Annotated in this window: 19 protein-coding genes and 3 pseudogenes; 6 read left to right on the top strand and 16 right to left on the bottom strand. The window is 57.5% G+C overall.

Features of this window, described 5'->3' with window-relative positions; translation table 11 throughout:
• The first annotated feature begins 107 nt into the window (after nucleotides 1–107).
• Entirely contained in the window at nucleotides 108–1145 is a 1038-nt protein-coding gene (locus tag L9059_RS01300; RefSeq protein WP_247286204.1) for a LacI family DNA-binding transcriptional regulator, read from the top strand.
• A gap of 108 nt (nucleotides 1146–1253) precedes the next feature.
• Here L9059_RS01300 and L9059_RS01295 read toward each other — a convergent pair whose 3' ends face one another.
• The 6 genes from L9059_RS01295 to xylE form a co-directional block, all read right to left on the bottom strand.
• Entirely contained in the window at nucleotides 1254–2837 is a 1584-nt protein-coding gene (locus L9059_RS01295) for an aldehyde dehydrogenase (NADP(+)) (RefSeq protein WP_247286201.1), read from the bottom strand.
• 24 nt (nucleotides 2838–2861) lie between these two features.
• Complete coding sequence (locus tag L9059_RS01290) at nucleotides 2862–4079, bottom strand: fumarylacetoacetate hydrolase family protein (protein WP_247286199.1); 1218 nt, start codon at nucleotides 4077–4079, stop codon at nucleotides 2862–2864.
• A 30-nt stretch (nucleotides 4080–4109) separates the two neighbouring features.
• Nucleotides 4110–5891: an IlvD/Edd family dehydratase gene (locus L9059_RS01285; protein ID WP_247286197.1), complete on the bottom strand. Its 1782-nt coding sequence runs from the start codon at nucleotides 5889–5891 to the stop codon at nucleotides 4110–4112.
• Between the two features lie 133 nt (nucleotides 5892–6024).
• On the bottom strand, nucleotides 6025–6906 hold the full coding sequence (locus L9059_RS01280) for an SMP-30/gluconolactonase/LRE family protein (protein ID WP_247286195.1): 882 nt from the start codon (nucleotides 6904–6906) through the stop codon (nucleotides 6025–6027).
• A gap of 2 nt (nucleotides 6907–6908) precedes the next feature.
• Entirely contained in the window at nucleotides 6909–7679 is a 771-nt protein-coding gene (locus L9059_RS01275) for an SDR family NAD(P)-dependent oxidoreductase (RefSeq protein WP_247286193.1), read from the bottom strand.
• 52 nt (nucleotides 7680–7731) lie between these two features.
• Nucleotides 7732–9375: a D-xylose transporter XylE gene (xylE, locus tag L9059_RS01270; RefSeq protein WP_247286191.1), complete on the bottom strand. Its 1644-nt coding sequence runs from the start codon at nucleotides 9373–9375 to the stop codon at nucleotides 7732–7734.
• Nucleotides 9376–9889: 514 nt separating this feature from the next.
• On the opposite strand from xylE, the gene L9059_RS01265 reads away from it, so the two are divergent.
• From L9059_RS01265 to L9059_RS01255, 3 genes and pseudogenes are all read left to right on the top strand, one after another.
• On the top strand, nucleotides 9890–11236 hold the full coding sequence (locus L9059_RS01265) for a carbohydrate porin (RefSeq protein WP_247286181.1): 1347 nt from the start codon (nucleotides 9890–9892) through the stop codon (nucleotides 11234–11236).
• Between the two features lie 116 nt (nucleotides 11237–11352).
• Nucleotides 11353–11658 (top strand): annotated as a pseudogene (locus L9059_RS01260) (group II intron maturase-specific domain-containing protein); the annotation flags it as partial.
• A 163-nt stretch (nucleotides 11659–11821) separates the two neighbouring features.
• Nucleotides 11822–12147: pseudogene (locus L9059_RS01255) on the top strand (IS21 family transposase); the annotation flags it as partial.
• Between the two features lie 105 nt (nucleotides 12148–12252).
• Here the strand turns inward: L9059_RS01255 and L9059_RS01250 are convergent.
• The 3 genes from L9059_RS01250 to xylF all read right to left on the bottom strand — a co-directional run bounded on the left by L9059_RS01250 (nucleotide 12253) and on the right by xylF (nucleotide 16061).
• Nucleotides 12253–13389, bottom strand: a complete 1137-nt coding sequence (locus tag L9059_RS01250) for a sugar ABC transporter permease (RefSeq protein WP_247286173.1) — start codon at nucleotides 13387–13389, stop codon at nucleotides 12253–12255.
• Entirely contained in the window at nucleotides 13390–14946 is a 1557-nt protein-coding gene (gene xylG, locus L9059_RS01245; RefSeq protein WP_247286171.1) for a D-xylose ABC transporter ATP-binding protein, read from the bottom strand.
• Between the two features lie 113 nt (nucleotides 14947–15059).
• On the bottom strand, nucleotides 15060–16061 hold the full coding sequence (xylF, locus tag L9059_RS01240) for a D-xylose ABC transporter substrate-binding protein (protein WP_247286163.1): 1002 nt from the start codon (nucleotides 16059–16061) through the stop codon (nucleotides 15060–15062).
• 169 nt (nucleotides 16062–16230) lie between these two features.
• On the opposite strand from xylF, the gene L9059_RS01235 reads away from it, so the two are divergent.
• Nucleotides 16231–17412 (top strand): XylR family transcriptional regulator, encoded by a 1182-nt coding sequence (locus tag L9059_RS01235; RefSeq protein WP_247286152.1) that lies wholly within the window; start codon nucleotides 16231–16233, stop codon nucleotides 17410–17412.
• 337 nt (nucleotides 17413–17749) lie between these two features.
• Here L9059_RS01235 and L9059_RS01230 read toward each other — a convergent pair whose 3' ends face one another.
• Complete coding sequence (locus tag L9059_RS01230) at nucleotides 17750–18649, bottom strand: LysR family transcriptional regulator (RefSeq protein ID WP_247286149.1); 900 nt, start codon at nucleotides 18647–18649, stop codon at nucleotides 17750–17752.
• A gap of 82 nt (nucleotides 18650–18731) precedes the next feature.
• Entirely contained in the window at nucleotides 18732–19550 is an 819-nt protein-coding gene (locus L9059_RS01225) for an AraC family transcriptional regulator (RefSeq protein ID WP_247286147.1), read from the bottom strand.
• A 192-nt stretch (nucleotides 19551–19742) separates the two neighbouring features.
• On the opposite strand from L9059_RS01225, the pseudogene L9059_RS01220 reads away from it, so the two are divergent.
• A pseudogene (locus tag L9059_RS01220) lies at nucleotides 19743–20141 on the top strand (DUF815 domain-containing protein).
• Between the two features lie 200 nt (nucleotides 20142–20341).
• Here L9059_RS01220 and L9059_RS01215 read toward each other — a convergent pair.
• The 5 genes from L9059_RS01215 to L9059_RS01195 form a co-directional block, all read right to left on the bottom strand.
• Nucleotides 20342–20767 carry a universal stress protein gene (locus tag L9059_RS01215; protein ID WP_247286138.1) on the bottom strand — a complete coding sequence of 142 codons (426 nt, stop codon included), beginning with the start codon at nucleotides 20765–20767 and terminating at the stop codon, nucleotides 20342–20344.
• On the bottom strand, nucleotides 20757–21740 hold the full coding sequence (locus L9059_RS01210; protein ID WP_247286136.1) for a LysR family transcriptional regulator: 984 nt from the start codon (nucleotides 21738–21740) through the stop codon (nucleotides 20757–20759). Before L9059_RS01210 ends, L9059_RS01215 begins: the two co-directional genes overlap by 11 nt.
• A gap of 3 nt (nucleotides 21741–21743) precedes the next feature.
• Entirely contained in the window at nucleotides 21744–22409 is a 666-nt protein-coding gene (locus L9059_RS01205) for an ATPase (protein ID WP_247286134.1), read from the bottom strand.
• A gap of 66 nt (nucleotides 22410–22475) precedes the next feature.
• Nucleotides 22476–23951, bottom strand: coding sequence for an efflux transporter outer membrane subunit (locus tag L9059_RS01200; protein ID WP_247286125.1), 1476 nt, complete (start codon nucleotides 23949–23951; stop codon nucleotides 22476–22478).
• Nucleotides 23948–25012, bottom strand: a complete 1065-nt coding sequence (locus tag L9059_RS01195) for an HlyD family secretion protein (protein WP_247286123.1) — start codon at nucleotides 25010–25012, stop codon at nucleotides 23948–23950. The genes L9059_RS01200 and L9059_RS01195 overlap by 4 nt, the downstream gene beginning before the upstream one ends.
• Nucleotides 25013–25029 lie beyond the last annotated feature (17 nt).

The following is a 25029-nucleotide window of genomic DNA, read 5'->3' as shown; positions in this document are numbered from 1 at the left end:
TGGCAGGTAGACCTACTCATGCGTATGTATAATCCAGCGCTATTAGCGTACGCAGCGGGGGGGTGACCGGCTGTCTCGACCTTTATTTCAGGGAAAATAGGACGTCAATGAGTCTCGATGAATTAGACAAATTGCCATCGCCGCCTCGTATGGCTGACGTCGCCAAGCTGGCTGGCGTTTCCAAGATGACCGTGTCTCGCGTCCTGGCTGGGCGCGATGTTTCTGAACGCACTCAGGCGCTGGTCCACGCGGCGATCGATCGGCTCGGTTACTTGCCCGATGCTTCGGCCGGCACCCTGTCTACCGGGCGTTCGGAGTTTATCGTAGCGCTGGTACCGTCCTTGGCCAGTTCGAACTTTGCCGATACCGTGCGAGGTCTCAACGACATCGTTAGGGAGCATGGTTTGTGTTTGTTGCTGGGGGATACCGATTACCATCTGGACCAAGAGGCGGTGTTGGTGCGTACGTTGTTGCGCCATCGCCCCGTAGGGGTGATGTTGACCGGCAGTTCGCATTTGGACGACACCCGCAAGTTGTTGCGACAAGCCCAAGTCCCAGTAGTCGAGACCTGGGATATTCCTGAGGACCCGATTGAACAATCAGTCGGATTCAGCAACATTGCCGCCGCCGCGGCGCTGTTCGAGCATCTGTATGACCGTGGTTATCGCCGCATCGGTTACATCGGCGGTGCTTCGGGTCTCGACCACCGGGGTCAACAACGTCAGCAAGGTTATCTTCAGGCTATCGCGGCGTTGGGGAGCGGAGAGCCACGACTGGTGGAGTATGGCGAGTCGCCGATTACCATGAGTCATGGCGGTGAATCCGTGAAGCGGCTGCTGGAAAAATGGCCAGACACCGATGCGGTCTTGTGTGTCAGTGACCTTTCGGCGTTCGGCGCCATCATGGAGTGTCATCGGATGGGCCTGAGTGTGCCCGGCGATATTGCGGTGGCCGGTTTTGGTGACTTTGAGGTGTCGCGTTATTGCACGCCAACCATCACCACGGTCTCGGTTGATCCCTATGGAATTGGTCGACGTGCAGGTCAGTTGCTGCTGACCAGCGCGGCGGCTCAACGCCACGGATTACCTCGCCCGCGAGAACGCGATGTGGTGGAGTTCAAAGTACTGGCGCGTGAAAGCACCTGAAAACTCTTGAAACGGGCCTGATTCCGAGCGTCGATGGCGAAGCAAAAAAGAGCCCCGGGTTTAAGGAAACCCAGGGCTCTTCTTTGTGTCTGCCCTATGGCGGGTTGGTCAGGCCAGCGCCTCCTTACTGTTCTGACCGTCTACCAAGCGCCAGATGCCCAGTGGATTGGTGTTGCGCAGCGCCTCTGGAAGCAGTTCATCCGGGTAGTTCTGGTAGCAGACCGGCCGCAAGAAACGGTCGATGGCCAAGGTGCCAACCGATGTCCCGCGAGCATCCGAGGTGGCCGGATATGGACCGCCGTGGACCATCGCATCGCAGACTTCGACGCCGGTAGGGTAACCGTTGAGCAGCAGGCGCCCGGCGATCTGTTCCAGTTGCGCGACCAGGTCGCTGGCACCTTTCAAGTCCTCGGGGTCGGCGATCAGGGTGGCGGTGAGCTGGCCTTGCAGGGCTGATAACGCCTGTTGCAGGTGTTCGCGGCTGGCAACCTCGATAATGATACTGGTCGGGCCGAAGACTTCTTCTTGCAGCAATTCCTCCCCGTCCAGCAGCAACTGCGGGTCGGCCTGGAACAATTGCGCGAAGGCCTGTTTGCCCTGTTGCGGCTGTCCCGCCAGGTGGCGTATGCCAGAGTGTGCCAGTAAACGCTCGATGCCTGCAGCGTAGCTTTTTAGGGTGCCGCTGTTGAGCATGGTTTGCGCAGGTTGATCGGCGAGGATGCCCGCGAGTCGATCGCGGAAAGCGCTGAATTCAGGCGAACTGATGCCAATGATCAGCCCGGGGTTGGTGCAGAATTGCCCGCAGCCCTGGACTACCGAGGCGGCCAGATCAGTAGCAATCTGCGCACCTCGCTGTTTTAGCGCTTGAGGCAGCACCACCACCGGGTTGATGCTGGACATCTCCGCGAACACTGGGATGGGTTGCTTGCGCGCGGCGGCCATGTCGTATAGCGCGCGACCGCCTTTGAGCGAACCGGTGAAACCGACCGCCTGAATCGCCGCATGCTTCACCAACTGCTCACCGACGCGATTGCCATAGATCATGTTGAACACGCCGGTGGGCATGCCGGTCTTGACGGCCGCGCGAAGGATTGCGTCGGCGACCAGCTCGGCAGTGGCCATGTGGCCGCTGTGCGCTTTGACCACTACCGGGCAGCCGGCGGCTAGCGCGGCGGCGGTATCGCCACCCGCCGTCGAAAATGCCAAGGGGAAGTTGCTCGCACCGAACACGGCTACCGGACCAATGCCCATGCGGCACTGGCGCAGGTCGGCGCGTGGTAGCGGTTGGCGCAGCGGTAGGGCGCGGTCGATGCGGGCGCCGTGGAAGTCTCCGCGACGTAGCACTTGGGCGAATAGGCGCATCTGTCCGCTGATACGGGCACGTTCGCCCTGAATACGCCCGGTCGGAAGGGCGGTTTCACGGCAGACCGTGGCGATGAAATCGTCGCGCAAGGCATCCAGTTCGGTGGCGATGGCTTCGAGGAATTCGGCGCGGCGCGGCGCGGGCAGCACTCGGTATGCTGGATAAGCACTGGCGGCGGCCTGGGCCGCGGCGTCCACTTCGGCCTCGGTTGCTTGTAGAAAGATTGCAGGCAGTGGTTCGCCGCTCTCGGCGTCGATGCTTTGCAGATGGATATCGCCAGCGCCGCTGCGGGCACCGGCGATGTAATTGTGGCCAAGGATTGCAGTCATAAGTTCTCCGACAGCGAGTAGGGATTAGCGGGGTGTAATGGCGGCCTCTAACAGACCACGTTCATGGAGGTTTTCGATGAGAGAGCGATAGCCCATCTGCCATGCTGGTGCGCGGTCGCTGGTCGTCACCCGATTGACCAACGTGCCTAATTTGGCGCTGCTGATGGCAACGAGGTCACCCTCCTTATGGGTAAATCCTCCGCCCGGTTGGTCACGGTCTTGCTTGGGAGCGAACAGGGTGCCGAGAAACAGGACAAAGCCGTCCGGGTACTGATGATTCTCGTTAAGCGTTTGAGCGACCAGATCCAGCGGGTCGCGGCTGATCTGGTTCATCGAGCTGCTACCATCCATGATGAAACCGTCCTGACCGACGACCCGCAAAGCCACCTCGGCGGAACGTACATCGTCAATGTCGAAGCGTTCATCGAACAGCCGCAGGAATGGACCCAGCGAAGTCGACGCATTGTTGTCTTTGGCTTTCGACAGCAGCAGGGCGCTGCGGCCTTCGAAGTCGCGCAGGTTGACGTCATTGCCCAGGGTGGCGCCCTGCACTTTGCCGCGGCTGGAGACGATCAGCACCACTTCGGGTTCCGGATTGTTCCAGCTGGATTTCGGGTGAATGCCGATGTCCGCGCCGTAACCCACCGCCGACAGGGGCTGAGCCTTGGTGAATATTTCGGCGTCGGGGCCAATCCCGACTTCGAGGTACTGTGACCACATTCCCTGAGCGATCAGCACTTCCTTGAGGGCCATCGCCTGAGGGGAGCCGGGCACAATTTGTCCGAAGTCAGTTCCGATACTCTCTACCAGACTGGCGCGAATGCTATTCGCCTTGGCGGGATCGCCCTTGGCTTGTTCTTCGACGACTCGCTCCAGCATACTCGTGGCAAAAGTAACGCCGGCAGCCTTCACGGCTTGCAGGTCGATGGGCGCCAGCAGCCACGGTCGGGTTTCGTCGCGCACGGCGGCGTCGCTGTTGCGCAGAAGATCATCAACGCTGATCAGCGACTGATCCAAAGGTAAATTGCGCAAATAGCTGACGGGATCATCAAGCTCAAGCAGCGCTGAAACAGTCGCCACCCGAGTGCTGATGTCATAGACCAGGCTGTCGCGGACCAAAACGACGGCGGGGCCTGCAGCATGACCTGGGATCCAGACACGACTGATCCATGTGCCTTCGCATAGGTCCTGAGCCAGGACATTCAAATCCGCCAAAGTAGTTGCTGTGGATGTTTGGGACATTTACGAAACCCTCTTGCGACAGCGGCTGAGTTAATGGGAGTGACGCGGATCGCCGCTCCGGGCGATTACCCGCAAATGCAACGTGGCAGGCTCCAGGCAACCCCCCGTCGAGAGCTGGCCAACCAGTTGCCGGTAAAGCTCTTGCCATGGTGTTTGCGATGCAGGGAATGAAGGTTTCAGCTCGGACTGGCGACGCACCATTTCATTGTCATCGATCAGCAGATCGACGCGGCGGGTATTGAGGTCAACGCGAAGGCGATCATTGGTTTTCAGTAACCCCAACCCGCCGCCCACGGCGGCTTCCGGCGACATGTTGAGGATCGACGGACTGGCTGATGTGCCGCTTTGGCGTCCGTCTCCCAGGCACGGTAACGAATCAATACCCCGTTTTAGCAGTGCGGCCGGTGGTGCCATGTTGACCACTTCGGCGCTGCCTGGATAACCCACGGTGCCGCAGCCACGAATCACCAGGATGCAGCGCTCGTCGATGTCCAGGGATGGGTCATTGATCCGAGCGTGATAGTCCTCTGGGCCTTCAAAAACGATGGCCCTGGCTTCGAAGCTGTTTTCGGCGCCGGGTTCGGACAGGTAGGTCTTGCGGAAGGCTTCGCCCACCACCGACATTTTCATTATCGCGCTGTCGAAGAAGTTGCCGCTCAGGACGATGAACCCGGCTCGCTGAATCAACGGGTCTGCATAGGAATGGATCACGTCGGTGTTGCTGGCCGCCGCGTTGCCGACAATCTCGCCAATAGTCTTGCCTGAGACCGTGCCGCAATTTTCATGCAGTCGACCAGCTTTCTGCAGTTCGTGCATGACCGCGGGGACACCGCCCGCACGGTGGAAGCCTTCGCCGAGGTATTTGCCGGCCGGCATGCAGTTCACCAGCAATGGCACGTCCTCGCCGATGCGTTGCCAGTCTTCCAGCCCCAGATCGATGCCGGTGTGACGGGCGATGGCGATGAGGTGCGGTGGGCAATTGGTCGATGCACCCAGGGCCGACGCCACGGCAATCGCGTTCTCGAACGCTTCGCGGGTCATGATCTGTGACGGACGAATATCTTCTCGGACCATTTCGACGATGCGCTTACCGGTGGCATAGGCCATTTGTCCGCGCTCACGATAGGCCGCTGGAATACTTGCGCAACCGGGCAGGGACATGCCCAGCGCTTCGGCGAGGGCATTCATCGACAACGCCGTGCCCATGGTGTTGCAGTGACCAATCGACGGTGAGGCCGCCGTGGTCATTTCCATGAAGCCTTCATAGTCTATTTCGCCGCTGGCCAGCAGATTGCGCGCGTGCCAGAGCACGGTGCCGGAACCGATCAACTGGCCTTTGTGGTGACCGTCGAGCATCGGTCCGCCGGACAGCACGATGGCGGGCAGGTCCGTGGTGGCGGCGGCCATCAGGCAGGCGGGGGTGGTTTTGTCACAACCGGTGGTCAAGACCACGCCATCCAGTGGATAACCATGCAGGACTTCCACGAGCCCCAGATAGGCCAGGTTGCGATCCAGCGCGGCGGTGGGGCGCCGAGTCTGTTCGGCCATCGGGTGAACCGGGAATTCCATGGGGATGCCGCCGGCATCACGGATGCCGGCCTTGGTCCGTTGCGACAGTTCCAGGTGATGACGGTTGCAGGGTGCAAGGTCGCTGCCGGTCTGGGCGATGCCGATGATCGGTCGGCCCGACTGCAACTCGTTGCGCGTCATGCCGTAGTTCATGAAACGCTCAACGTAGAGGGCGGTCATGTCGGCATGATCGGGATCATCAAACCATTGTTGGCTGCGTAGCGGGCGTTTAACTGTGTTCATATGGTTTCTCTCGATCAGGCGCTGGCGCCGGATTAGGGGGATCTTCAAAGGATTGGGAGAAGACCTGGCCTGAAAAAAATAGAACTGGTACCGGTAACGTTTTTGACCGCCAAAGCGTTCTGCAAAAAATCTTTCAGTCGCTCAGTACAGGTTCGGCCAGCCCCGGTACGTCGACCTGGCAGGCGAACAGACTGCCCGCGTACGGCCAGTGGGCGATTTGCTCCGGTGACAGATGCTGGCGTGCCGTGGTGACATACAGCGTGCGTAAGTCAGTGCCGCCGAACGCCAGCATGGTCGGGTGGGGGCAGGGCAGGTCGATGCTGAACAGGTGGTGTCCCGAGGTGTCGAAGCAGGCGACTTGAGCACCGCCGTAGAGCGCACACCAATAGCGTCCCAGACTGTCCACCGCGGCCCCGTCGGGAACACCTGGGAGGCCAAGGGTATCGAGATCGATCCATGGCTCGCCCCGGCCCGGCCGGCCATTTTGCATTTCAAAGGGATAGCGCCAGACTTGCCGGCGCGGTGAGTCGGTGTGGTACAACCAGGCCCCGTCCGGACTGAACGCCAGCCCGTTGGAGATCGCCAGTCCGGAAAGGTGACAGTCAAGATTGTCACCTTTCCAGCAGTAGAGCGCCGCACTGGGCGCAGTCTCGTCGCGGTCGAGGGTGCCTACCCAAAAACGTCCCTGGGCATCGCAGCGGCCATCGTTAAAGCGATTGCCGGTGCCTTCGAGCCACTCCGGGTTGGCGGCCACCTGACGGTTATGGCCGTTGCGGTCGAGTCTCCAGAGGCCACTTGCGGTGGCGGCGAGCAGACCGTCGGCAGTGAGCGCCAGACTGCCGACGGGTTCGCCCACTTCGGTGAAGTGCGGTTCGGCGTTATCGCCAGGAGACCAGCTGTAGATCCGTCCGGCATGGATGTCGATCCAGTGCAGCCGATCATGACGGTGATCCCACAGCGGGCACTCCCCCAGGCTCATGGTCAGAGGAATGGCGATCTTCAGTTGGTCGCTCATGGTCAACCCCAGCCACCGTCCACCGGGAATTCATGGGCCGTCAGCTGGGCACTGTCGTCAGATGCCAGGAACATCACGATCGGAGCCACATGCTCGGGTAACAGGCGCAACTTGAGGCACTGGTGTTCCTGGATACGTGCCTCGTCGGCGGGGGTAATCCATTTCTCCAGTTGCCGCTCTGTCATGATGCATCCGGGTACTACGGTGTTCACGCGGATGCCTTCAGCACCCAGGTCGCGTGCCAGGCTGCGTGTCAGGCCATGCACCGCTGCCTTGGCGGAGACGTAACTGGACAGGCCGCCGAGCGCCAGTTGTACGCTGATGGAGCCGAAGTTAATAATGGAGCCGCCACCCGCGGTGATCATTTGCGGTGCTGCCGCCTGGATAGCGAAGAATAGCGGCCGCAGGTTGATCGCCATCCCATTGTCCCAATAGGTGGTATCAACCTCGCGCCAGTCGTGGCGATCGTCGCGGGCAGCATTGTTGACCAGCACGCGGATCGGTCCCAGCGCCTCGCCGGCTTCATGAATCGCAGCTTGAAGCGACGGCACGTTGCGGATATCGCAGAGGCGGAACCACGGGGTACGGCCGGTTTGCGCTTCGAGTTCGGCGACCAGTTGAAGGCTTGCCTCCTCGGCAATATCGATGAAAGCCACGCGAGCACCTTGCAGGTGAAACGCGCGGGTCAGTGCTGCACCTATGCCGCTGCCACCCCCGGTAATGAACACGGTGCGGTCGAAAAGGCTCGGGTATTGGGCATTTGCCTGGATCATTGCATAAGTCCTCAAAAACAAAAAGTGCAACCCCGCAGCGCAGGGCCTAAGTTCAGACGACGTGGGCGCTCAGCTTGGCGTCAACGACGTACCCGGTTTTCCAGGTGGCGCTCATTTCTTCCAGCGTTTTGTTTTTGGTTTCCGGAACCCAGCGCCAGACGAAACCGGCTGCCAGTAGACCCATGACGCCATACATCCAGTAAACGAAGCCATGGTTGAACAACTCGTTCAGCCAGGCGTTGTCGTTCATGATCGGGAAGCTCCAGGAGACCAGCAAGTTGGCCAGCCATTGTACGGCGACGGCGATGGACAGGGCGCCACGGATGCTGTTCGGGAAAATTTCCGAGAGCAGGACCCAGACCACCGGTCCCCAGGACATCGCGAAGGCCGCGACATAGGTCAGCATCAAGAGCATCGCGGTCATCCCCAGGTTTTGCATGTAGAACGAGGTCCCCAGTCCCAGCATGCTGATGCCCATCACAAGCGCACCGATGATCATCAGCGGTTTACGCCCGACGCGGTCGACCAGCACGATGGCCGCAATGGTGAAGATCAGGTTAACCGCACCGACAATGATGGTCAGTTGCAGCGAGGCATCGCCCTGGCTGCCCATGTTCTTGAAGATTTCCGGCGCGTAATACAGCACCACGTTGATACCGACGAACTGCTGGAAAATCGACAGCAGCAGGGAAATGGCAATCAGCAGACCACCAAAGGACATCCACGGCGCGTCGGCCGCGCTCTCTGCAAACGAGGCCCGAATCTCCTGAAGGATGGCAGGCGCCTTGTCCTTGCCGTTGATCGCTTCCAGCACGCGCGAGGCCTGTTCGTGTTTACCGCGCATCACCAGATAACGAGGGGTTTCCGGAATACGGATCAGTAGCAGGAGGAAGACCAGGGCGGGCAGCACCTCGGAGCCGAGCATCCAGCGCCAGCCTTGCTGCACCAACCATTCCTGGGGCTCGCCGTGGGCGATGAAGTAGTTGATGAAATACACCACCAGCATGCCGAGGATGATGCAGAACTGGTTGCACGAGACCAGGCGGCCACGGATCTGGCTGGGGGCGATTTCCGCCAGGTACATCGGCGACAACATCGATGCGATGCCAACACCGATGCCGCCGATAATGCGGTACAGGTTGAAAACGGTGATGTCCTGCAAGGGCAGCGGATTGCAGATTTCCGGGAGGGCCGAGCCGATGCTGGCGATGATGAAGAGTACTGCGGACATCATCAATCCGTTGCGCCGGCCGAGACGTTCACTGACCGAGCCGGCACAGAAGCCGCCGATCACGCAGCCCAACAGAGCCGAGGAAATCGTGAATCCGGTGAGCGAGCTCGCCAGGTTCGGGGTGATCTGATCAGGCAGTGACATGACTTGGTCGTACATCAGCCAGCTACCGAAAAAAGCCACCAGGCCTCCCGCGATCAGGCCGCGAGTAAGACCATAGAGTCGGATGAGATAGTACAGGCTGAGGCAGAAGATCAATGTAGCGCCGAGCAGCAATGAGGTCTTGAACTCGCCGACGACGTGACGGGCCAGTTCCGCATTCTGGAATAGTGGCTCGACGAAGAAGCTGCGTAGTGGTTGAACAGCACCTGAAATCACAGCGGTGTCGTAACCAAACAGAAGGCCACCGAATGCAGCCGCGATAGTGATGAAGACCAAGTATCCGGAGGTTGAGACTCTGCTCATGGATATCTCCCGCGACCATTTTTCTGGCCGGTTTGTAATTGTTGTAGTGGGGCGACACAGCTCAGAGGATGTAGTTCGCCGCGGCAATGTTACCGATAACATTTTCATTGTCAATTACTGATATTTGTTGCAGTCTGCTCGTGATGGGGGAGGGGGGGCCGGTTACACCCGCAAGCGCTTGGGCATTATTTGGTCGCGAGCCGCAGAGGGTACTTAACCCATCTCTCGCATCTTTTTGAGCCCCGGCGGGGGCGATCCTAATTGATGATCAAGGCCTCAGCGGCGTTAACCGAAAAGCCGCGAGTTCCCCATGGTTTTCAGATCGATACGCCGTATTGGAAAGCCTTGATCCGCTGAGTGAAATGGCAACGTGACAAAGATTAATAGCGGCCTCTGAGGCGGCTTAAAGCGCTGCGGGTTGGTCGGTCTTACATATTAGTTGATCAGCCGGCAACACGATGTAAAAGAAGACCACGTACTAGCACACATATAAAAATAAAATGAGGATGTAGGGATGAAGAAGAACAATAACGGTCAGCTTATCTGTCAGTTGTCAGCCATTGCGGCAATGATGCTGGCCAGTAGCGTGCACGCGGCTGATGCGTTCAGCGCCGATTCTGAATGGATGACCGGTGATTGGGGTGGCGAGCGGACCAAGCTGATCGAGCAGGGTATCGACATCAAGATGGACTACGTCGGTGAAGTGGGTGGCAACCTCCACGGCGGCTACAACAACGACAAGACTGCGCGTTACGCCGATCAGTTTGGTCTCGGCGTGGCACTGGACCTGCAAAAACTGTGGGGCTGGGATAACACCCAGGCCAAGGTCCAGCTCACCAACCGTAATGGTCAGAGCATTTCCAATGACCGTGTGGGTGACCCGCGTGCCGGCACCTTGAGTTCGTCCCAGGAAGTCTACGGCCGTGGCCATATGGTCCGCCTGACCCAGTTGTGGATCAAGCACCAGTTCCTCGACGGAAAACTGGACGTCAAAGCCGGTTACTTCGGCGAAGGCGAGGATTTCAACACCTTCCCTTGCGAGTTCCAGAACCTGGCGTTCTGTGGTTCTCAGGCGGGTAACTGGGCCACCAACATCTGGTACAACTGGCCGATCAGCCAGGCCGCCATCCGCGTGAAGTACAACATCTCGCCTGAGTGGTATGCACAGATCGGCGCGTACAACCAGAACCCGTCGCAACTGGAGCACGGTAACGGCTTTAAGCTCAGTGGCAGTGGTACGGCGGGCACCGTCTTGCCGGTCGAGTTGGTCTGGTTGCCTAAACCTAACAACCTGCCGGGCGAATACCGTGTCGGTTATTACAAAAGCACGGCCGATGCCAATGACGTGTCGAAAGATAACAACGGCAATGATGCGGCCACCAGCGGTAACGCCTATCGCAGCCACGATAGCAAGCACGGCTACTGGTTCGTGGCGCAGCAACAACTCACGAGCCACAACGGTGACGCGTCCCGCGGTCTGAACATTGCCGCCAACGCCACTTTCCACGACAAGGACACCAACGTCGTCGACAACTACCAGTCGCTGATGTTTGTTTACAAAGGCCCGTTCGATGCACGTCCAAAAGATGACCTGGGGATCGGTTTTGCCCGTATCCATGTCAATGATGACGTGAAGAAAAACGCTGAGCTGATCAACTCCTCCAATGGTGTCAGCGACTACGAAGATCCGCTGTTCGCGCCCCTGCGTAGCACCGAGTACAACTATGAGATCAACTACGGTTTCCACGTTACCAACTGGCTGACTGTGCGTCCTAACCTGCAATACATCACTCACCCAGGCGGTTTTGATGAAGTCGACAACGCGCTGGTCGCCGGCCTGAAAATTCAGTCGGTGTTCTAACACCGGTGCCATAAACTCCTTTCTATGTGCGCATTTGCGGACAGCCATGGCTGTCCGCTTTTTTTGGTGCGCCAGGCAGGGCGCTTTGCGCGAAGCACAACCAGTTTGGCTGTGGTGGCCTCGCTGGCTACCTCAAACTGAGTCAGAGCAAACGGCTACTTGATGAACTGGACGGCTGGGTACGTCACAAGTTTCGTTGTGTCATCTGGCGTCAATGGAAGCGAGCCTCTACGAGGGCGTGCGACTTGATACGTTTGGGGCTCGATGAGGCGCGGACATGGAAATCGGCGGTCAATGACCGAGGCCCATGGTGGCGTTCGGGAGCTTCGCATATGAATCAGGCGCTGCCGAAAAAGCTGTGGGCTCGGCTCGGGATGATATCGATACGGGACACGATAAACCGGCTTAGCCGCATGACCTGAACCGCCGTATACGGAACCGTAGGTACGGTGAGAGGGCGGCGGATGTAAGCCCGCCTCCTACTCGATGTACGCCAGGGATGGCGAATCGCGTGCAAGCGCAACCAGCTTGGCTGTGCTGGCCACTCAGGTGACTGGGAGGCGACTAGGCTTTCCAGTATCGCGAGTGCCATTGGCGTTCGCACTCTGTGAGGTCATTCCGTTCGGCTGAAGTGACGACGGCCTGCTGATCGACGGCCTATTTCGACGCATTCAGATTTCCTGCATGAAGCTGTGCGTACCCCAGCCAAGGCCATGAGCTGTTGTTCGATGCTCATGCCCTGTGGTTTGGAGCGCTGGGTGTGATGCCGCGGTAGCTACGACAAAATGAAGACGCCGACCGGCAAGGCCAATAAGGCGAAGTTACGGACGGTCAATGCCCGGTTTGCAGAGATGCCCGCGCACTACTTGTTTGATCCTGACTGCTTCAACGTGACTTCCGTCTGGGAAAAAGCATAGATGAAAACAAAGCCCATGACAGCCGACCGGTGATCCAGCGGTTGTGCACCTGCGTGAACAGTACTGCACAAATAGGGATGACCACAGAAGTGGGAGCCGTTAGCGCCGTCCTGCTCGCGTACTGACATCCACCCAAACCGCTAGCACCAAAATGCTGCCCTTGACGATCATCTGCCAGTAGCTGTCGACATCCAGCATCGACATCCCGTTATCCAGGCTGCTAATCACCAGTGCTCCCATCAGCGCACCATATACGGTGCCCGAGCCACCGCGCATGGACGTCCCACCTATGAAGCATGCCGCGATGGCATCCAGTTCGCTCATGTTGCCAGCGGAGGGTGAGCCGGCGGCGAGGCGAGCGGTGTTGACCAGACCGGCGAGGGCGCACATAACACCCATAATGCCGAAGATCCACAGCTTGACCGCCTGCACATTGATGCCGGACAGGCGCGTGGCCTCCATGTTGCTACCCACCGAATAGATACGGCGGCCGAACACGGTCTGGTTAGTGACGTAACTGAACATTCCCAGCAGAACTAGCAAGAGTAGCACTGGCACCGGAATACCATCATAGCTGTTGAGGGTGTAGACGAACCCGGCCAACACTACGCCGATCAGTATCACACGCACGCTGTCACGCAGTAGCGAGTGCATGGACAAACCATGCAGGGCGCGGTTGAGGCGCTGACGCCAGGTAAGGAACAGGGTCAGGCCAAAAAGCAGGACGCCGAGCACTACCCCCGCCATTTGTGGCAGGTAACCCTGGCCTATGTAGACCAGATCAGGCGAAACCGGGGCAATGGTAGTGCCGCCGGTAATGCCCAGCAGCACCCCGCGAAACGCCAGCATACCGCCCAGGCCGACGATGAAGGAGGGGACGCGCAGGTAGGCGGTCATGTAGCCGTTGCCCAGGCCGATCAACAAACCGCAGAGGGCGACGATTGCAAGGTTGAGCGGCAGCGGCACGTGATAAACCACATCGAGAATCGCCGCGATCCCGCCCAGCAGGCCGAGCATCGAACCCACCGACAGGTCGATTTCGCCACTGATGATCACCAGCACCATGCCGCAGGCGAGAATCCCGGTGATCGACATCTGCCGCAAGAGGTTCGACAGGTTGCGCGGGGTCAGGAAGCCACCTTCCGTTTGCCAACTGAAAAACAGCCAGATAATCATCACGGCAATCAGCAAGGCGAGCATTTTGTAGCGGGTGAACAGCTGTTTAACCTGATTCATTTACGCAGATTTCCGATCATTGATGTCATGCCCATTAAGCTGGCTGAGCGCCGCAGCGAGCACTTGCTCCTGGGTCAATTGGTGGTTGATAAAGTCACCGCGCAGATGGCCTTCACCAATCACCAGCACACGGTCGGAAACGCCCAGCACTTCGGCCAGTTCCGATGACACCATGATGATCGATACGCCTTCGGCCGCCAGCGCACCCATCAATTTGTAGATTTCATATTTGGCGCCGACATCGACGCCGCGAGTGGGCTCATCAAGAATCAACACCCGGGGCTTGGTCAGTAGCATCTTTGCCAGCACGGCCTTCTGCTGGTTCCCGCCGGAGAGGCTGGTGATCGGCAAAAAGGGTGTTGCGGTTTTCAGCTGCATCCGCGCGATTTCCTGCTGGATGCTGCCGAGCTCGGCTTCTGCATCGATGCGGCTCATACGTGAAAAACTATCGAGTACCGCAAGGGTTATGTTCTGTCCGACCCCAAGGTCCGGGATGATGCCCTGACGTTTGCGATCTTCCGGAACCATGCACAAACCGGCTCGGATAGATTTAAGTGGGGTGCGGGTGTCGATGAGTTTGCCGTCCAGCCAGACTTCGCCTTCATAACGACCGGGATAGGAGCCGAACAGCGCCGACACCAGCTCTGTGCGCCCTGCGCCCACCAGTCCTGCGATGCCGAGGATTTCGCCGCGCTTCAATACAAAAGAAATGTCGTCCACGCGCTTGCGGTTGGGGTTGTCGACGTCGTAGCAGGTGATGTGGCGCGCTTCGAACAGCACTTTGCCTATCTCGCGCGGTTCGCTGGGGTAAAGGTTGCTCATTTCGCGGCCAACCATCTGAGTGATGATCTGCGCGATGTCCATATCGGCCATGGCGGTGGTAGCGATGTGTTTGCCGTCGCGGATTACCGAGATGGTGTCGCAGACCGCCGCCACTTCGTCGAGCTTGTGCGAGATGTAGACGCAGGCAACACCCTTGGTCTTTAGGTTGCGAATGATGTCCAGCAACACCTCAATTTCCGAGCGGGTCAACGCCGAGGAGGGCTCGTCGAGGATCAGCAGTCGCGTCTTTTTGTTCAGTGCCTTGGCGATTTCCACCAACTGCTGATAACCGCCACCGTACTGCGACACGGGAAGGGAGACGTTCATGTCCGGAACCTTCAGCTCACGCATCAGTGCTTCGGCACGATGGATCATCGCCGGGTAGTTCATGCGTCCACCTGGCAGTGTCAATTCGTGACCCATGAAGATGTTTTCGGCGACAGAAAGATCCGGGACGAGGGTCAGCTCCTGATGAATGATGACGATACCGGCGGCTTCGGTTTCTCTGATCGAATAGGCCTTGAGTGGCTGGCCTTGCCAAAGAATTTCGCCCTCCCAGGTGTCGCAGGGATAGACCGCGGACAATACCTTCATCAGGGTCGATTTTCCGGCGCCGTTCTCTCCGCACAAACCCACACACTCGCCCGATTTGACCTTGATGTCGATGCCATTCAGCGCACGAACCCCACCGAAGGCTTTGACGATTCCTTTCATTTCCAGCAAATAATCAGACATTGAAAACTCTCGAACGAAAGCAAAGATTGAAAATCCCCTCGACTGACGCTTGCCAGCGACGACTGACTGTCAGTCACCCAATATTTGCCAGGCAAGCATCGAAAACCAGGCGACTACTGCCCGGCAATCTGTGCTTTCGTATAGAACCCGTCTTCCTCCAGCACGTTGATGTTGTCTTTGGTCAACGGCGTTGGTTTGAGAAGGATGCTGTCGACCTTTTTTGCGCCGTTGTCGTATTTCGAGTTGTATGCAGGCGTCTCGTCGCGCGCCAACTGTACAGACAGTTTGGCGGCCTCCGAGGCCAACAGTTTCAGTGGTTTGTAGACGGTCATGGTCTGGGTGCCAGCGACCACCCGTTTGATCGCCGCAAGGTCGGCATCCTGACCGGAGATCGGTACCTTGCCGTCCAGTTTCTGGGCAGAGAGAGCCTGGATCGCACCCCCTGCGGTGGCGTCGTTGGACGCGACGATACCGTCAATTTTGTTGTCATTGGCGGTCAAGGCGTTCTCGACAATGCTCAGCGCCTCGGTCGGATTCCACTCTTTCACCCACTGCTGACCCACCACCTTGATGTCGCCTTTGTCGATCAAGGGTTGAAGCACCTCCATCTGGCCTTCGCGCAAGATCTTGGCGTTGTTGTCGGTCGGCGCACCGCCCAGCAAGAAGTAATTGCCCTTGGGTTGCACCTTAACCACGCCTTCAGCCTGCATTTCGCCGACCTTCTTGTTATCAAAGGAAATATAGGCGTCGATGTCGGCATTGAGGATCAGACGGTCATAGGACACTACCTTGACCCCGGCTTTCTTGGCTTCGGCGACCGCGTTGTTCAGCACTGTGGCGTTCAACGGCACGATGACAATCACGTCGACGCCGCGCGAGATCAGGTTTTCGATCTGAGAAATCTGCCGCTGCTCGTTGGCGTCGGCTGACTGCACGTAAACCTTGGCGCCCAATTGCTCGGCTGCGGCGGTGAAGTAGTCCCGGTCGCGTGACCAGCGTTCAAGGCGCAGATCGTCGATCGAGAAGCCGATTTTCGGGTGTTTCGCGTCAGCAATAGCCGAGTTACCGATCATGACCAGGACGCTGGCGAGCAGGGCGGTTTTCAGGTTCTTCATAATGCTGTGTCCTTTTATTGTTGTTTTGAGAGCGTCATCGATTGGTTTCGATACTAACGCCGCGCCGACACTGGCGGATTGCGAAAATCACCAAGTGCTGGTGCGATTTTGAGTATTGAGATTCCGCCACCTCACGCCTAGTCTGTGCCGACCGGTCCGGAGAAAAACAATGAAAACAGTCCCCCGCAGCCACCGCATAGCCCTGCTGTTCAATGGGAACAAGATCTACGACCGCGGCATCATCAGCGGGATCGGCAATTACCTGAGCAGCACCCGGGCGTCCTGGGACTTGTTTCTCGAGGAGGACTTTCTCTGCCGGCTGAAGGGCATCGAGCGCTGGCAGGGCGACGGCATCATTGCCGACTTCGACGACCCGGTCATTGGTCAGGCGCTGGCGGGGATCAAGCTGCCAGTGGTGGCGGTGGGTGGATCCTATGAGGATGAGCGCGCCTACCCGCGGAACATTCCTTATGTGTCCACCGATAATTTCGCTTTGATCCAGTTGGCCTACAAACACCTGATCGAAGCGGGATTGACCCGTTTTGCCTGCTTCAGCCTGCCAGAAGCACAGGCAAATCGCTGGGCCCAGGAGCGGGAAAGTGCTTTCCGCCGACTGCTGCAGCGAGATGGCTTACCGGCCGACATCTATCGTGGCCTGGAGACCAGCGCACCGCTCTGGGACAGCGCCGTCGCGCAGCTGATCGCCTGGTTGCACAGCCTGCCTAAACCCATTGGCATCATAGCGGTCAATGACGCGCGGGCCCGGCAACTGTTGCAAGCCTGCATGACGGCGGGGATCGCAGTACCGGAACAAGTGGCGTTGATTGGTATCGATAACGACCCGCTGACCCGCAGCCTGACCCGGGTGCCGCTCAGCTCGGTGATTCAGGGGGCCGACAGCATGGGGCGTACCGCCGCACGTTTGCTGCACCAGATGCTGCATGGAATGCCATCGATCGGCACGCAGATTCTGGTGCCGCCGGAAGGGATCAATGTGCAGGCTTCCAGCTTGCACCAACCCCTCGATGACCCCTATGTCATGCAGGCGCTGCACTTTATTCGGCAATACGCTTGTCAGGGCATCAAGACCGAGCAGGTGGCGAATTATGTGGGTGTATCGCGGTCATCTCTTGAGTCGCATTTTCGTCGAAAGTTGGGGCGCAGCGTTCATGATGAAGTGCTGCGTTTTAAACTGGCCGCAGCAGCTGCGGGGTTGGAAAACACCTCGGCCGGGATTGCCGAGATTGCTCATGACTGCGGCTTTAAGTCGGCGCAATACCTGCACACGGTGTTTAAGCGTGAGTTCGGCTGCACGCCACGTGAGTATCAGCAAGGTCGTGTCGCGGGTTAAATTCATGTAGATTTTGTGAGTGAGCACAGTGATGACAATTGCGTACTCTTAGCCTCTTTTAACATGTCTGAAAAGTTTCGGTGTACGAGCGCTTTGGTAATAACTATTGACGGATTGAATGATCGTGCGACGTTAACGAATGGTAGATTTGCTTTCGAAGAGCAGTGTGGCCTGTCAAGCTCCCAGCGCACTGGAACCCCTGATAGGTTCCATCTTCGACCCTTTGGTAAGGTCTCTTTGCCACCTGGACCCCAGCCAGGTGGCTTTTTTTTGTCTGCGATCAGGAAGTTCGTCGCGTTTACCCACTGAAGTACCAGATTACGCTTGTTGGTTGGCGTCAGTCAGAGGTCAACTCCTTTAACGTACGTCTGAGCCAGCGATGCGCCTCATCATGCTCTAGGCGAGGATGCCAAGCCTGAACAATCATCAGATCCAAAATTGGGATAGGCAAAGTGAAAGATCTTAACCTTAGTCCTAGGTGTTCTGTGCTTTTGAGCATGGCAACGGGCATCACTGGCAGCACCAGGTCCGAGTCGCTGATAGCGAACAATGCTGAATGAAAGGTAGGCGTGATGTAGGTTACCCGGCGCTTGAGGGACAGCTCGGTCAGTGCGGTATCAATCGGGCCTTCGGTACGACCTCGTCGCGATACGCTGATGTGGTCGTATGCAACGAAGCGCTCGGGAGTGATCTCGTCATTGAAAATCGGGTGGTCCACTCGTGCAATGCCCACAAAAGAGCAACTGAACAGGTTCTGAACTTTAATATCGGCACCAAACGTTCTTGATGAGCTAATCGCCAGATCGATGCTGCCAGCATTGAGTGGGTCGATATCCAGATCGCTCTCTGGAACAAATCGCAGCACCGAATTGGGAGAGTGGTCTTTGAGAATTGCGGCAAGCTTGACGCCATAAGCACCCACGAAGAGATCGTTGGCCCTGATGCTGAAAGTTCTGCTGGCCGTGCTCAGATCAAAACCTTGTGTCTGGACAAGGAAGCCTTGCGCCAACTCAACGATTCCGCGGACTTGCTCGCGGATGAGCAATGCCTTGGGTGTCGGTATCATTCCCCGTTGTGAACGTACCAGTATGGGGTCGTCCATCGCCAGCCGGACTCGTGCCAACGTCCGACTCATCGCCGGGGGACTCAGATGCATTCTGCGTGCGGCTCCAGCAACAGAGCCTTCTTCGATCAAAACATGCAGTGCTACAAGGAGGTTGAGATCAGGTGGTTTCATCGCCGCAGCATAGCTAATTCGACGTTAGTTTCAAGGCCTTCCGGTCATCTCTGCTAAGCTGCTGCGATATTATTACCGTCACTCAGGACCGCGTAATCTTATCGCGACGTTGATCGAGGAACTCACTCGGCGAGCCCCCCAGCGCACTGCGAAACATTGCACTGAATGCGCTGTGATTCGAGTATCCAGTTGCCAGTGCAACATCGAGAACGCTCTTACCTGTCGCCAGTTGCTCCAGTGCCAATAGAACTCTGACTTGACGGCGCCATTTGCCAAAGCTCATGCCCAGATAATCGACAAACCAGCGCCGTATTGTTTTGGGATTGACGCCAACCTCAGAGACGCACTCATTCAGGTCAAGATCCGGGGCATCGATCAGCCTTCGGCAGATTCTCGCCAGTCGCGGGTTGCTCGGCGTCGGCAAGTGCATGGATTGCAGGGGCTTTTGCGTTAATTCATCTAGCAGTAACCCCATCAGGCGACCATTTCGACTGTTTTGAGCAAACGGCTCTCGGATCCTGACTGCCGCAAGGATGAGCTCCTTCAACAGCGCAGAAACTTCGACCACGCAGCACTCATGCGGCATGTGCAGCGCCTGTCCCGGTTCCAGGTAAAGGCTGCGCATCTGCACGTCGCCTACCATGCGCGTCCAGTGCTCGGTATTTGGCGGTATCCATAAGGCACGATTGATTGGAAGCACCCACCGCCCAGAGGCCATCCCGATCACAAGGAAGCCCTGTACTGCATAAAGGAGTTGGGCGCTGTCGTGTTGGTGATTGGCTACCCAATGACCATCTTCAAACTCAACGGCAATGCTTTGAGGTGCAGGTTGGGGGCCTCTTGGAACCTGACATGGGGCAGTACTGGTAGATTTATCCATATTTTGGTAGTCGAAATCCATCTGTCGTCAAACGCTCAACCGAGTGAGATTTTATAGTAGTTCAGTCTTGAGTATGCCTGTGTATCCGGCGTTCATTGGGTCGCCCCATCAAATCATCGAACTGCTGGCGAACTGACCGGAGAACTTCATCATTGTGTGAGGTGACTTGTCGTTCGAGGAGGGGATGCTGGCCATAGGCGTCTGAAGATTACCTTGCACGGTACCATTGCAACGCAAAGTGCCAATGTGCTGATCTACGCCACTTCCAGTCGACGTCACCTGATGGCCGCGAAAGTCTCGGATAATTTACAGATGATGCGTGGCGATAACGGCTCGTTGAGCCCCGGCGAGGAGGTGGAAGAGAACGTCTCCCTTGCCAAGCACTTTGGTCTGTGGATTTCGTTCTATGCTTTCTCTTCGGATGAGTAGCGGGTGGTCGTCAATCAATGGTTGGCTGCCTACCATGTGCCGGAATCACGCGATGAAGTGGCCCACATTCGTGCAATTTGTTGGACGACCCAACGCGGCTCGACGTCGGGCCGTACTGCCGCGCACTTCGCCAAGAGCTTTACTAATAGCTCAGCGTCTAGACTGGAGGTGGCCGATGCCTGAAGTGATTTTTTACGCCGTAGCAGGGCGTTTCAGCGAGTAGAAGAAAAAGTTGCTCAAAGCGATTACCCAAGCTGTCAGCGATAGTTTTGAAATCGAGCCTGCGCATGTCGTTGTGCAGATTGTAGAGTCTGAACTGGACTGCAAATCCAAAGGTTGGGTGCCGTTTGATAAGCGCTAGTGTTCGGTGTCCATGAGGTAACTCAGCCGACTTCGATCAGGATAGGGCAGGGCGAACTCTCCAATACGCTATAGGCGACCGAGTTGCCAGTCACTCGTTCGAAGGTCGACAGATGGTGATGCCCCATCACGATCAAGTCACAGTCGAGATCGCGCGCATGGGCGGCGATTGCCTGCTCGGGAACGCCCTCAATCACTGTCGTGATGTTCTCGATGCTCTGTGTTGTGAGCAAATAGCGAGCGTTCGCGATGATGTCCTCAGCCCGCAGTTGTTCACTGCGGGCCGCTGGTGACGCATCCTGTGAAGCCACGTCCGGGGCACAGTACTCAGCGGAAATTACGCAGACTACATGAATTCGCGAGCCTGACTGAGCAACCTTCATCGCTAGTTGCAATACCTTGTCACACTGAGCGGTACCGTTTATCGCTACTAGAATTCTATTGAACATGTGAGTTGACTCGTCCTGCAGGCAATGGGAGGTAAAGGGTTGGGGTGGCTTTAATCGCTGTCTCGGCACTCGCCTCCTCCATGTGGCTGACGACTCTTTCTCGCAGCCACTGCTCGCCAGCATCGTTATCGTTGTTACTCAGCCATGAGAGTGAGAGAGAGCCACCAGGAATCATAAAGGGCGGTGGCTTATGTTTGAGCGCAAACACTTGGGTGATCGACTCTGCAGCAAAGTCAGGAATAGTGGCAATGAGATTGCTGTTTTCGATAATGGCGGGTAACGAGCTGTAACGTGGAACCGAGAGTACGACTTGTCGCTTACGGCCTTGCTCGGCAAGGAACTTGTCGAGGTAGCTCACGGTATTGGCCGATTGGGAAACCACCACGTGCGGTCGCGCGCAGTACTCGTCGAGATCCAGCGCTGTCGCGTCGTGTTGGTCGCACAGCACTCGATACTGAAAGTGCCGTAATGTCTTGCGCTTTGCGTTGGCTGGCAGCTCACGGGTTTGACAGACGCCAATCGAGATATCGCCGCTGATGAGCTGAGCCGGGAGTCGACGATAATCGGCATGCTGGATGATCAGGGTCACTTCCGGTGCCTCTGCACGTAGTTGTTTGATCAGCCTTGGCAACAAACTGAACTCCACATCGTCGGTTAACCCCAGACGGAAAACCCGGTCACTGGTCTGCGGTTGGAAAGCTTCCGCCAGCCGTAGGGCCTTAGACATTGCGTCCAGACCAGGCGTCAGAAATTTCGCGAGTTCATAAGCCCTGGCGGTAGGCTCCATGGCATGACCTACGCGAATGAAAAGAGGGTCATTGAAAATGGAGCGTAATCGGTTCAGGGAACTGCTGATGGTGGACTGACCAACGCAAAACTTTTTCGCCACCCGCGTTACGTTGCGGTCCAGCATCATCGATTCAAAACAAACAAGCAGGGCAAGATCGACCTTGCGTAACTCTCTTCGGTTCATTGGCTATTCCCTGGCGGTGGTCTGGTTGCCGACCATTTTTGTGAGTGAGTTTTCAAAGTCACTCAGTGCGCTGGCTTGTAGCGCTCGCTGGCTATCGAGCTGCGCGACGATTTCGGGTGTTCGCTGGGTGTGCGTCCACAGGGCTGGCATGTGCGCCGCGCGGTGACCCTCGGCGCAACCGAGATAACCGAAGTTCGGGCTGAAGAACTCGGCGCTAAAGGTCGCCTCTATATCCGAGCTGCGCGGCGTCACGAGCACGTGATGGGTATAAACGACGACGATAAAGTCCGGTTTAGCCTTAGTCATTGCGGCTGTGCTGCTATAGAAAGTGACGTTGGGCAGGACCGTATCCAAGGCCTGTTTTACCCTGTCGATGGCCACGTTTGGAGGCGAACTTTCTATATATGCTTGCCGTATGGGGCTTACTAGCCAGCGGCCCTCAAGACTATGCAGCGCATGGTCGTGATATCTATTTAGGTAGTCGAGATCCTTCAGGGTCTGGGGGCTGTAGACCACACCGAACGTGCTCGTGCGGTTGAACGTCAGCGTGGACGTAGCACCATGACGATTTACGGATCCGGGGGGGGGGCGCACTTCGGGCGCAGTAGGAAAACTGCATCCCGCCAGCAGTGCTAAGGTCAACGGAATCCAGATTTTCACGGTGTACATGGCAGACCTCCGAGAGAGGGGGGTGTCCACCGAAGGCCGTTGCCGACCTCGGTGGACTGTAAGTTGTTATGGATTGTTAGAAACTGCTGCCAGAGTGGGGGGGCTTTCCCAGCCACCACCCAGGGCCTGGTAAAGGCTTACCAGTGTCAAGGAGACATCGGCGGTGCTTTGCACCAGCGCCGCCTGGTTAGCGAGTAAGGCGTTTTGCACCGTCAATACATTAAGGAAGTTGACCGAGCCTGCTACGTATTGCTGCTGTGCGCTGACCAGAGCTTTTTGGCTGGCAGTAACGGCGCGTTCCAGGCTTTCATGGCGACGCTGGTTCGCGTGGTAGCCACTGAGCGCGTTGTCCACTTCATGCCAGGCGGCCAGTACCGTTCGCTGGTAGGTAATGCCCGCTTCCTTCTGTCGACTTTCTCGCAGTTCAAGCACACCTTGCGGTCGACCGCCCTCAAAGAGCGGCAAGCTCAACGCTGGGCCAAAAGCGAAATTGTGTGTGGCCCAGCTACCCAGATGCGACAGTTGGGTAGCTTGAAAGCCGACGGTGCCCGACAAGGTAATGCGTGGATAGAAGTCCGCTTTAGCGACTCCGATTGCGGCTGTTGCGGCATGGAGGTCAGCCTCTGCGCGACGGATGTCAGGTCGACGTTGAGCCAGTTCGCTGGGCAGGCCGACAGGTACATCTGCCGGCCCCGCCGGAATGTCTTTCACTGTACTTAGCTCGATCGTCAGCGCGCCGGGTTCACGGCCCACCAGAAAACTCAAGGCATTGATCAGAATGCTTTGCTGCTGTTCAAGCGGAGGGATGCGCGCGTCGATCGAGGCCACCAGTGCAGTGGCCTCGGACACCTCAAGATCCGTTGCCACGCCCTGGTTCAGGCGCATCTGCGTGAGGCTCAGGCTGTGCTGGGCAATCTCCTGGTTTTGTCGCGTCACCTTCAGAATGTTCTGTGTGCTGCGCAGCTGGATATAGTCATGTGCGGTCTGGCCCATGATCGATATCAGCGCGTTGCGTTGGTCTTCCTCGGTCACTTGAATATTGGCGTCCGCCATTTCTACTGAACGGCGAACGCGGCCCCACAAATCGGCTTCCCAGTTCAGGTTAAATCCGGTGTCCCAAAGGTTGTAATTGCGCTTGCCATTCAAACCGGAAATGTCGGCAAGCCCACGCGAGGAGCTTCGTGCGCGGCTGTAATCTGCATGGGCCCCAACGCTCGGCAGCTTGTCGGCTGCGACAGTCTTTCTGGCGGCCATGCTCTGTTCGACGTGTTGAGCCGCAATGCCCAAGTCCAGATTGTTCGCCTGCGCTCGGCGGAGCAGAGACGACATCAGCGGGTCACCGAAGGTGTTCCACCACTGAGTTTCCACTGCGCCGGCGTTGGTCTGGCTGTAGGGTGTTGTCGTCGGTGCGGCGATCGTAGGTTGCGCCCAATGTGCCGAAAGCGGATTGGCAGGGACCTTGAAATCAGGTCCCAAGGTGCATCCCGTCAGGCCGAAGGTGCTACACGCACCAACCAACGCTGCGATGAGTGAGCGTTTCATCGAGTGCCCACCTTCGCGTTAGGGGCCTCGGTGTTCACGCTGGCTTCTACCGACATGCCGACACGAAGTTGCTCTGTCGTGCTCTGGTTGGCATCGAGGACAATCTTCACAGGAATACGTTGCACGACTTTTGTGAAGTTGCCAGTGGCATTGTCCGGAGCAACCGCGGCGAAGGTGACGCCTGTGGCCGGGGCGATACTTTGCACGGTGCCTTTCAGTTGCTCGCCGGGGAAGGTATCTACGGTTACGGTTGCAGACTGGCCGGGGACGATATGAGTCAACTGGCTTTCCTGGAAATTGGCAATGATGTAAGCCTGGCTGACCGGGACCACGGCCATCAACAGATCTCCCGGTTTGACATAGGCGCCTACGCGCAAGCTGCGCCGTCCGATAACGCCGTCAAAAGGCGCCAACAGCGTTGTGTTGGAAAGATTCAGCGTGGCGCGCTGCTGCATGGCTTCAGCACGCATTACATCCGCCCGCGTCGCGTTGTGTTGAGCGTCGAGCACGTCGATTTGTTTGGTCACTGCATTAATGGCAGCCCGGTGCTCGGCTTCTTGGGCCTTGGCCGTTTGCAGGCGGTTCTTGGCTTGCTGGAAGTTCTGTAAGGTCCCTGCGCCTTGGCGGGCCAGGTTCTGATAACGCTCCAATTCGTGCTGGGCGAACTCGACCTGGGACACGTCACCGTCAACTACAGCTTTAGCTTGGGCGATCAACGCCTGCTGCCTTACGAGTGCAGCACTGGCATTTTCTTCGTTGGCATGGGCGGTCGCAATAGCGGCATTGGCAGCAGCCAGGTCGGCTTGATAATCCTTGGGGTCGATTCGTGCGAGGACTTCGCCAGCCTTGACCTGTTGGTTATCTTCCACAAGTACCTGGTCAATAAAACCGGATACTTTGGGCGCTACCAAGGTGAAGTCTGCACTGACGAAGGCATCGTTGGTCGATTGCAGCGGGCTTTCGACCAATACGAATCGCCAGAAGATCACCCCTAGGGCGAGGACCAAAAGCACGATTGCTACGCCCCAGAACGGTTTTTTTGAAACTTCTGTTTGACTCATTTTCTTTACTTTCCAAG

The organism is Pseudomonas violetae (assembly GCF_023072615.1).
In the GTDB taxonomy this organism is placed as follows: domain Bacteria; phylum Pseudomonadota; class Gammaproteobacteria; order Pseudomonadales; family Pseudomonadaceae; genus Aquipseudomonas; species Aquipseudomonas violetae.
This window is presented reverse-complemented; position numbering and strand designations above follow the sequence as displayed.

Coding starts and splice junctions, on each gene's coding strand:
- L9059_RS01215 (WP_247286138.1), bottom strand. CDS start 20,767: ATGTTCAATAGAATTCTAGTAGCGATAAACGGTACCGCTCAGTGTGAC.
- L9059_RS01280 (WP_247286195.1), bottom strand. CDS start 6,906: ATGAGCGACCAACTGAAGATCGCCATTCCTCTGACCATGAGCCTGGGG.
- L9059_RS01285 (WP_247286197.1), bottom strand. CDS start 5,891: ATGAACACAGTTAAACGCCCGCTACGCAGCCAACAATGGTTTGATGAT.
- L9059_RS01250 (WP_247286173.1), bottom strand. CDS start 13,389: ATGAATCAGGTTAAACAGCTGTTCACCCGCTACAAAATGCTCGCCTTG.
- L9059_RS01210 (WP_247286136.1), bottom strand. CDS start 21,740: ATGAACCGAAGAGAGTTACGCAAGGTCGATCTTGCCCTGCTTGTTTGT.
- L9059_RS01205 (WP_247286134.1), bottom strand. CDS start 22,409: ATGTACACCGTGAAAATCTGGATTCCGTTGACCTTAGCACTGCTGGCG.
- L9059_RS01235 (WP_247286152.1), top strand. CDS start 16,231: ATGAAAACAGTCCCCCGCAGCCACCGCATAGCCCTGCTGTTCAATGGG.
- L9059_RS01295 (WP_247286201.1), bottom strand. CDS start 2,837: ATGACTGCAATCCTTGGCCACAATTACATCGCCGGTGCCCGCAGCGGC.
- xylF (WP_247286163.1), bottom strand. CDS start 16,061: ATGAAGAACCTGAAAACCGCCCTGCTCGCCAGCGTCCTGGTCATGATC.
- L9059_RS01230 (WP_247286149.1), bottom strand. CDS start 18,649: ATGAAACCACCTGATCTCAACCTCCTTGTAGCACTGCATGTTTTGATC.
- L9059_RS01195 (WP_247286123.1), bottom strand. CDS start 25,012: ATGAGTCAAACAGAAGTTTCAAAAAAACCGTTCTGGGGCGTAGCAATC.
- L9059_RS01225 (WP_247286147.1), bottom strand. CDS start 19,550: ATGGATTTCGACTACCAAAATATGGATAAATCTACCAGTACTGCCCCA.
- L9059_RS01200 (WP_247286125.1), bottom strand. CDS start 23,951: ATGAAACGCTCACTCATCGCAGCGTTGGTTGGTGCGTGTAGCACCTTC.
- L9059_RS01300 (WP_247286204.1), top strand. CDS start 108: ATGAGTCTCGATGAATTAGACAAATTGCCATCGCCGCCTCGTATGGCT.
- L9059_RS01275 (WP_247286193.1), bottom strand. CDS start 7,679: ATGATCCAGGCAAATGCCCAATACCCGAGCCTTTTCGACCGCACCGTG.
- L9059_RS01265 (WP_247286181.1), top strand. CDS start 9,890: ATGAAGAAGAACAATAACGGTCAGCTTATCTGTCAGTTGTCAGCCATT.
- xylE (WP_247286191.1), bottom strand. CDS start 9,375: ATGAGCAGAGTCTCAACCTCCGGATACTTGGTCTTCATCACTATCGCG.
- xylG (WP_247286171.1), bottom strand. CDS start 14,946: ATGTCTGATTATTTGCTGGAAATGAAAGGAATCGTCAAAGCCTTCGGT.
- L9059_RS01290 (WP_247286199.1), bottom strand. CDS start 4,079: ATGTCCCAAACATCCACAGCAACTACTTTGGCGGATTTGAATGTCCTG.